11 protein-coding genes are annotated in these 7,360 nt (G+C 40.8%); 9 read left to right on the top strand and 2 right to left on the bottom strand.

Going from position 1 to position 7,360, the window contains the following annotated elements; translation table 11 throughout:
* Positions 1-68 precede the first annotated feature (68 nt).
* Both AC3LHT_RS06935 and AC3LHT_RS06940 read right to left on the bottom strand, forming a co-directional pair.
* Positions 69-902, bottom strand: coding sequence for an NAD(P)/FAD-dependent oxidoreductase (locus AC3LHT_RS06935; protein WP_488662393.1), 834 nt, complete (start codon positions 900-902; stop codon positions 69-71).
* On the bottom strand, positions 881-1,501 hold the full coding sequence (locus tag AC3LHT_RS06940) for a cysteine hydrolase family protein (RefSeq protein ID WP_488662394.1): 621 nt from the start codon (positions 1,499-1,501) through the stop codon (positions 881-883). Before AC3LHT_RS06940 ends, AC3LHT_RS06935 begins: the two co-directional genes overlap by 22 nt.
* A gap of 199 nt (positions 1,502-1,700) precedes the next feature.
* Here AC3LHT_RS06940 and AC3LHT_RS06945 point away from each other — a divergent pair, with 199 nt between their 5' ends.
* The 9 genes from AC3LHT_RS06945 to AC3LHT_RS06985 all read left to right on the top strand — a co-directional run.
* Positions 1,701-1,901: a hypothetical protein gene (locus AC3LHT_RS06945; protein ID WP_488662395.1), complete on the top strand. Its 201-nt coding sequence runs from the start codon at positions 1,701-1,703 to the stop codon at positions 1,899-1,901.
* A gap of 6 nt (positions 1,902-1,907) precedes the next feature.
* A complete protein-coding gene (locus tag AC3LHT_RS06950) occupies positions 1,908-3,053 on the top strand; it encodes an amidohydrolase family protein (protein ID WP_488662396.1) in 1,146 nt (381 codons plus the stop codon).
* A gap of 599 nt (positions 3,054-3,652) precedes the next feature.
* Positions 3,653-4,144, top strand: a complete 492-nt coding sequence (locus AC3LHT_RS06955) for a Na+/H+ antiporter subunit E (protein WP_488662397.1) — start codon at positions 3,653-3,655, stop codon at positions 4,142-4,144.
* Positions 4,141-4,395, top strand: a complete 255-nt coding sequence (locus AC3LHT_RS06960) for a monovalent cation/H+ antiporter complex subunit F (protein ID WP_290667080.1) — start codon at positions 4,141-4,143, stop codon at positions 4,393-4,395. Before AC3LHT_RS06955 ends, AC3LHT_RS06960 begins: the two co-directional genes overlap by 4 nt.
* Before the next feature lie 2 nt (positions 4,396-4,397).
* On the top strand, positions 4,398-4,727 hold the full coding sequence (gene mnhG, locus AC3LHT_RS06965) for a monovalent cation/H(+) antiporter subunit G (protein WP_366011281.1): 330 nt from the start codon (positions 4,398-4,400) through the stop codon (positions 4,725-4,727).
* Positions 4,724-4,966 (top strand): hydrogenase subunit MbhD domain-containing protein, encoded by a 243-nt coding sequence (locus AC3LHT_RS06970; RefSeq protein ID WP_290645673.1) that lies wholly within the window; start codon positions 4,724-4,726, stop codon positions 4,964-4,966. The genes mnhG and AC3LHT_RS06970 overlap by 4 nt, the downstream gene beginning before the upstream one ends.
* Positions 4,963-5,715 (top strand): hydrogen gas-evolving membrane-bound hydrogenase subunit E, encoded by a 753-nt coding sequence (mbhE, locus tag AC3LHT_RS06975; RefSeq protein ID WP_290645671.1) that lies wholly within the window; start codon positions 4,963-4,965, stop codon positions 5,713-5,715. Before AC3LHT_RS06970 ends, mbhE begins: the two co-directional genes overlap by 4 nt.
* The gene (locus tag AC3LHT_RS06980; RefSeq protein ID WP_290645669.1) at positions 5,712-6,053 is read left to right on the top strand and encodes a sodium:proton antiporter; all 342 of its coding nucleotides are present in this window, start codon (positions 5,712-5,714) and stop codon (positions 6,051-6,053) included. Before mbhE ends, AC3LHT_RS06980 begins: the two co-directional genes overlap by 4 nt.
* Positions 6,050-7,360 (top strand): complex I subunit 5 family protein (locus AC3LHT_RS06985; RefSeq protein WP_488662398.1); only part of this gene is annotated, 1,311 nt, incomplete at its 3' end. The genes AC3LHT_RS06980 and AC3LHT_RS06985, both read left to right, overlap by 4 nt.

Genomic DNA, 7,360 nt, shown 5'->3' on the forward strand with positions numbered 1-7,360 from the left:
CCAAGAAATACCCAAGCAATGTCATCTCTCCCATATTTCTCAAGAATCTGCACGCCAAAGTCCTCCTTTTATGTTTTATTTCTCAAATAGCTGACTATGTTTTGAGCAACCTCGATCCCATTACCAAGGGCTATTGCTACCTGACCAAGCTTTCCATGCTTAACATCTCCAGCCAGGAAAATTCTTTTATCATTCAACAGTTCAGGGCTGAGCAACCTCCTATTCGCTTTTCTACCAATGCTTATCAGAAGGTTATCATAACAGTCCTTAAAAGAACCTGCCATAATCAACAGTTTATCCCCTTTTTCACACACTCTTTTGATCGGATTGCTATGCATAATGACTATTTTCTCATTTTTTGCTACTCTAGAGTGTAAATGTGGCGAAATATGAAACTCGCTGTGTTTTGTGAACAGGGTAACCCGATTTGATTTAGAAAGACTCAATGCTGAGTCGAAGGCAGCTTCACCAGAACCTGCGATGGCGATTTTCTTTTCCGAAACACTGAAAAGTTCCAAAGGTTCATACACAACCTTTGGCGAAACTTCAAAAGACTCTATTCTTTTAGGCACTGTTCCTGTTGCGATTACAACATAGCGTGCACTCAATCTCCCCGATGAATGTGTTACATTAAAGACATTCCCTGATTTTTCAATGGAAGTCACAGTGCTATAAGTAACTTTAATTTCCAGGTCTTTGAGTTTTTCTTTAAGCAAACCCACCGCTTCTGCACCAGATAAAGGAGGTAGGAGAGGCATGTTTTCTACAAGATTTGCGTTTACCAGCAATCCGCCAATCCTTTTTGATTCCAGAAGTACAAATTTGACTCCTTGATGCTTTAGCTGAACGGCACAGGCAATCCCAGCCGGGCCTGCACCAACTATGATGACATCGACAGGCATTTTTTGACCTCTTCGCTATTTGCAAGGATTGCGAATCCATGCGCCAATGTTGAAAGTGCTGCGATATGTAATTGTCTGTACTTCGATGCTACAGCATCGGTGATAACAACCGGATTAAATCCCCTTATAAATGCTGAACGCACAGAACTGCTAATACAGAGGTGGGTTTGCACGCCACAGATATAAAGCTGGTCAACTTTAAAATCTCTCAATTTTTCTTCCAGCTTTGTTTCATAAAAAGCGTCGTAACTGCTCTTTTTTATTACATGCTCACAGTTAATAACCAATTCAGTAAGGGAATCATTTTCTTCCATAAGATTACCCCACCAGTTATGCATAGGGCTTTTAGGGATATCAACATGCCGGGTAAAGAGGACAGGGAGATTATTCTTGCGGAAAAATTCAATAAGTGCCTGAATTTTGGGAAGTATTATAGATGAATCTTGAATGAAGGCTTTAGAATTGCAATCAAAGAAATATCTCTGGACATCGACCACGAGCAAAGCAGGGTTATTTCCACCAACCAATGGATGTCTCTTTTTGTAAAAAGCCAGTGTTTTCTCCTGTGATTCGTTATAAATGGAATTTCTCTCTGTCATGGTTATACACCTCGATAAGATTATACAAACAAATTCACTTTTCGTGTGAAAATAAGTATTTGAATGTCGATTGGTAGAGCGACAAATTATGAGACGATGGCCGAAAGTGCGACTATTGGTGAAACGATATGAATCACTAGACCCCAGACCCGCTCTATCATTCTCAAATAAATGTTAAAATTATACCGGAGGTGGAAACATGACAATTGTACTGAAGAACATCGATACGCTCATGACAATGAACAAACAGATGGAAGAATTAACCCATGCCTATATTCTTATAGAAAATAACGTGATAAAAGAAATAGGCTCTGGAGAGCCACCAAAGGCCGACTGGCAAATAGATATGTCAAATAAGGTGGTCCTACCGGGTTTTGTAAATACTCATCACCATCTGTAACAATCCTTGTTTAGAAATGTTCCAGCGGTTTCTTCAGCGAAACTCTTTGATTGGCTTGTATATCTCTATGAACTCTGGAAGAACATAGATAATGAAGCAATCTATGTAAGCGCTGCGATAGGCATTTATGAAATGATGCATACAGGAACTACAACAACGACGGATATGCTTTATCTTCATCCAAAAGGAACGGCGAAATTCATAGATTCTGAAATAGAAGCTGCAAAGAGATGCGGCATCAGGTTCCATCCGACACGGGGTTCGATGTCTCTTTCGAAGAAAGATGGTGGTTTGCCGCCTGATTCAGTCGTTCAAACGGAAGAAGAAATCCTTGAGGATTCTATCAGGGTAATAGAAAAGTACCATGATCCCAGGAAATACGCTATGGTACGTATTGCCCTGGCTCCTTGCTCTCCTTTTTCTGTTACAGAGCAATCTATGATAAAAACTCTCGAGCTCGCTGAGAAATATGATGTTTTGCTGCACACTCACCTTGCGGAAACGAAAGACGAAGAAGAGTATTGTCTTGAAAAGGTTGGGCTAAGACCGGTGGACTACATGGAAAAAATTGGCTGGTTGAACCCGCGTACTTGGTTCGCTCACCTTGTTTGGCTGTCTGAAGAAGATATAAGAAAGCTCTCTGAAAACGATTGTGGAATGGCACACTGTCCTACCTCAAATATGAGGCTCGGATCCGGGATCGCACCGGTGAAGGAAATGAAGGAAGCCGGAATTAGAATAGGCCTTGCCGTGGATGGAAGTGCTTCAAATGATTCTGGAAACATGTTGCTCGAAGCGAGAAATGCCATGATGCTTCAACGTGTCGTTAAGGGGGCCGACGCGCTAACCCCTCGAGACGTATTGTATATGGCAACTATGGGTGGCGCAAAGGTTCTTAGGATGGATGAATATATCGGTTCGATAGAAGTAGGTAAAGCAGCAGATATCATTGGCTTCGATCTTAACCAGCTTTCACTTGCCGGAGGACTTGCAGATCCCGCTGCTGCTATAATTATGTGCGATGCCGGCAAAGCTGATTTTGTCATGATAAATGGAAATGTGAGGATAAAAGACGGCCAGATTCTTGATGATGAATTAATGCAGCTTATTAATAAACAAAACCTAATTTCAAAGAATCTCATAGGGTATTGATGTCAACTTGCATTTTGGAAAGAGATTTGATAGGGTGTCTCAAAAATCAGTTACAACCAATAATATCAACTTTCTGTGAGGGTGATTGTTCAAGATACTGGACATAACACTGAAATTATATACAAAAATGACCAAACCCAATATCTCAGCATAATTCCTGCCTTCACATATTAGATGTGTTCCATATTAAAAGCTTTTCTTTTGTAGTCTGAAAAAGTCGTAAGTTTTTCAAGCCCAGGAGTTCCATGTATTTGAAATTCTTTTTTCTTCGATATGAGAAACCGTAGAATTTCAATAAAAAGAAAATTTCAAGAAGTTAAAAGGCAAAAGCACGTCTAACTGCTCAATAATCTTCACAATATCTCTTTTTGTAAATTTTTGTGGCAGCATTGAACTTCGGGAAGCCCACTTTTTTCGTGACTTCCCAAAAACAATAGCTTACCGACAAAATAATCAGCGAATATCTTCTTAATACACCAGAGTTTTGGGATTTAGCTATCATTAAATTAACACAGAAATATGACACCCCTACTGGGTTATGGTATAATAGCTTAGATGATAGTTACTAATTTCACAAATTCACAAGAAGGGGGAATGTTATGACCCTGAATTTTCTTTCTGTTTTTGTGGTTACTTATCTAATGTGGATAGGTTTTACAGCGAGTTTCACCTTTTCAGAACTTTTGACGGGATTTATTGTTGCTTTGATGGTTGCCATTATCACTACCAAATATTCAAAGTTCAACATCGGCATCGATTTCCCCATAAGAGCTCTGAAATTTGTTTTTGGGTACCTTCCGATATTTATCGTCGCAATGGTGAGAGCCAATATTGATGTTGCTAAAAGAGTTCTCAGCCCTTCGCTTCCAATAAATCCAGCCATTGTTAAGGTACCGGTAAAGTTGAAAGGAGAAATTTCAAAACTGACTCTTGCAAACTCGATAACGCTGACTCCGGGAACTCTCAGTCTTGAATTGGACGATGAAGGTATTTATGTCCACTGGATAGACAAAAAGTCAGATGATCCGGAGGAAATCAAAAAAGCTATCGTTGGCAGTTTTGAGAAAAGAATTGGAGGGATTTTTGAATGACTGCTTTTATAGTTTTTCTCTCCTTAATAATTCTTGGTGCATTGCTTGCATTGCTTAGAATACTCCGTGGTCCCACATTATCTGATCGTGTAGCTGCGCTGGACATTATGAACGTCATAATCACCGGGGTTATTGTGCTTTTTGCACTTATTGAGGAAAATGCACTCTTCCTTGATATAGCACTTGTTTACGCTGCGCTTTCATTTCTTGAGACGGTGGTTGTGGCGCGCTATTTGGAGGGGAAAAAATGATAATGGAAATAATTGGGTACATACTCATAACCATTGGTTCGCTTTTCTACCTCCTCGGTGGTCTTGGAGTTTATAGAATGCCAGATGTTTATAACAGGCTCCAAGCCGGGACAAAAGCAACAACCTTAGGGTCATTTTCGCTGATACTGGGAGTTGGATTTGCCCATCCCGAATGGCTTCTGAAAGCCATCGTTATAGTAGCATTTATCGCGATCACTAACCCGGTTGGAAGCTCGGCCTTAGCAAGAGCCTCACTAAAAGCTGGCGTAAAACCAGATCCAAGAACCGACACAGGAGAATACCTTCCAAAAAAGGGAGGTGCTGATGAGTGAGTGTTATTTCTTTTATCATAGGTATCGTACTCGTTGTTAGTGCAATCATAGCTATTGAAGCCAAGAAACTAATTACTTCAGTTGTTATGCTCTCACTTGCCAGCCTTCTCGCTGTGGTTTCCTTCGTCCTATTAAAAGCACCAGATGTGGCTATTACCGAAGCTTCGGTTGGTGCTGGACTAACAACGGCGATCTTCTTGCTCACTTTGAAACGGCTGGGAAGGAGGGAGTCTGAATGAAAAAGGCAATTGCTGCCCTAATCGCTTTCCTCTTCTTTTTGATGTTTGTGAATATTCTCAATTCAGATTCCGAAGAATTTAAGGGCATTCCAAAATTTGGTGAAGTGAATCTAACAGAACGTGTTTCTAATAAGTACATATCCAAATCCGTAAGTGGTGATTCTGGAGAAATAGTATACGGAAAGACAGAAAATGCTGAAAGTGGTTCAGCGAATATGGTAACCTCAATCGTGGTTAACTACCGTTCCTTCGATACTCTTGGTGAAGTCACAGTTCTTTTTCTTGCTGCAACAGGAGTTGCCATTCTCATAGGCGGAGGTCAACGAAAAAGCCTTGCCATTTCTGTCAATCCTATTGTAAAAATTTCCGCGAGAATCATAGCTACTCTTCTACTTGCTTTTGGAGCCTATGTCTTTATTCATGGCCATCTTACACCTGGCGGTGGATTCCCGGGTGGAACAATTATCGCAGCCGGGACATTACTCATGCTTGTTGCTGACGATAAAAAGAGAACATCAAAGTTACTTAAAATCCTTGAAGGTACTATGGGGTTTTTATATGTTGTTATTGGAATTGCTGGATTACTCGTCACTGGCTCTTTCCTCAAAAATTTCCTGCCAACCGGAACCATGGGCAATCTTTTCAGCGCAGGATTAATACCCATTATCTATTCTGTTATCGGTCTAAAGGTTGGAGCGGAACTTTCAGCACTCCTCGATGATTTCTTTGCAGAGGAGGGGAGAAAATGATTCAATACTTCTCAATAATGCTCATAGCAATTGGAATCTACGGGTTGCTATCGCAAAAGAATCTTGTGAAGCTCATAGTTTCTCTCAATATCATGGAGCTTGGTGTGAACATCTTCATCATTTCGATCGGTTATGTGGCTGATGGAAAAGTTCCCATTCTTTCCCCTATAGTAAACAAAAGCTCGATGAACTTCGTTGATCCACTTCCTCAAGCACTGGTGCTAACTGCCATAGTAATAGGTGTTGGAGTAACAGCTCTTGCACTCTCTCTCGTATTAAAAGTAAAAGAATCCTATGGAACAATTGAATTGGATGAGATAAGGGGGGATAATGCATGAACCCCACGTGGTTAATAGCATTACCGCTTGGTTTTGCTTTTCTTGGTATATTCGCCGGAAAATTCTCAAAGGCTTTCCTCTGGATTGCCTCTTTGGCAAATGCCATTATTAGCCTTTTCATATTCAATGGAAACGGTGTAACAAGCTACATCATAGGTGGCTGGATTCCCCCATATGGTATTAACCTTGTTGTCAATGATATGACCCGTGTTTTTTTGTTGGCGGTTAATCTGATTTTCTTGCTTGCCCTCGTTGCAACCTCAGCTGAAATATTGAAAAAAGATGAGAAAATGTCTGTCGCCTTCATGCTTTCATTGGCAGCAATAAATGGCATACTTCTTACAGGTGATCTTTTTAACCTCTTTGTGTTCCTTGAAATCTCTGCCATTTCCGCTTACATTATGGCTGCATCCGGAAAAGAGGCAATTAGCAAATTTGCGGCATTGAAATACCTCATTCTTGGCTCTATCGCTTCATCATTTTATCTTCTTGGAGTGATAGTCGTATACGCTTCTACCGGAACATTAAACATGGCTGACGCTGCAGCAAAGGTAACATCATTGAACCCTAATGTGCTACTCGCTGCCGGGCTATTGATGGTTGTAGGACTTGGCGTTGAAACCAAACTATTTCCATTCAACGGATGGGCTCCTGATGTGTATGCAAATGCTTCAGGAAGAGGTTCGACCATTCTTGCGTCTGTCTTTCCCATTGCCATGATATCGGCATTTATACGTGTTATAACCTTTGTTATAAATTCAGGGAAGTTAAATGAACTCATTATAGTTCTCGGCATTACGACAGCGATTATCGGGGAAGTCCTCGCTTTTAGTCAGAAAAGGATGAAAAAAATGCTCGCATATTCAAGCATTGCACAAGCTGGCGTAATCCTTATGTTGATTGGTATTGGAAGTTCAAAGGCTTATATAGGCGCTTCGATGCTTCTTTTGAACAATGGATTTGGAAAGTTATTGCTTTTCTCAGTAGCGTCTCAAATAGCTTTGGTAGCTGGCAGTGATCACTTCGAGAATGTAACTGGAGTAGGCCGAAAATCCCCACTCTTCACACTTCTATTTGGCGCTGGTGCTCTAACAATTGTCGGTATGCCTTTGTTCTTTGGGTTCCGCTCCAAATTATATGTCATTTCAGCTACAATGGACAAATCTCTTTGGATACCAGCAGTGATTTTGATAACTGCAGCAATCGAAGTAACGTATTACTTCCGATGGATCTTTAATCTCGTAAAAGCCGATGCCAAACTGAGTGAAAAGAGGTCCCCTGTCCCCTTTGGACTTGCATTGGCCGGT

This window comes from Kosmotoga sp. (assembly GCF_982836095.1).

Bases quoted from the DNA above. Each gene is read 5' to 3' on its own strand.
- AC3LHT_RS06935 (WP_488662393.1), bottom strand. From the start codon at position 902: ATGCCTGTCGATGTCATCATAGTTGGTGCAGGCCCGGCTGGGATTGCC.
- AC3LHT_RS06940 (WP_488662394.1), bottom strand. From the start codon at position 1,501: ATGACAGAGAGAAATTCCATTTATAACGAATCACAGGAGAAAACACTG.
- AC3LHT_RS06945 (WP_488662395.1), top strand. From the start codon at position 1,701: ATGACAATTGTACTGAAGAACATCGATACGCTCATGACAATGAACAAA.
- AC3LHT_RS06955 (WP_488662397.1), top strand. From the start codon at position 3,653: ATGACCCTGAATTTTCTTTCTGTTTTTGTGGTTACTTATCTAATGTGG.
- AC3LHT_RS06960 (WP_290667080.1), top strand. From the start codon at position 4,141: ATGACTGCTTTTATAGTTTTTCTCTCCTTAATAATTCTTGGTGCATTG.
- mnhG (WP_366011281.1), top strand. From the start codon at position 4,398: ATGGAAATAATTGGGTACATACTCATAACCATTGGTTCGCTTTTCTAC.
- mbhE (WP_290645671.1), top strand. From the start codon at position 4,963: ATGAAAAAGGCAATTGCTGCCCTAATCGCTTTCCTCTTCTTTTTGATG.
- AC3LHT_RS06980 (WP_290645669.1), top strand. From the start codon at position 5,712: ATGATTCAATACTTCTCAATAATGCTCATAGCAATTGGAATCTACGGG.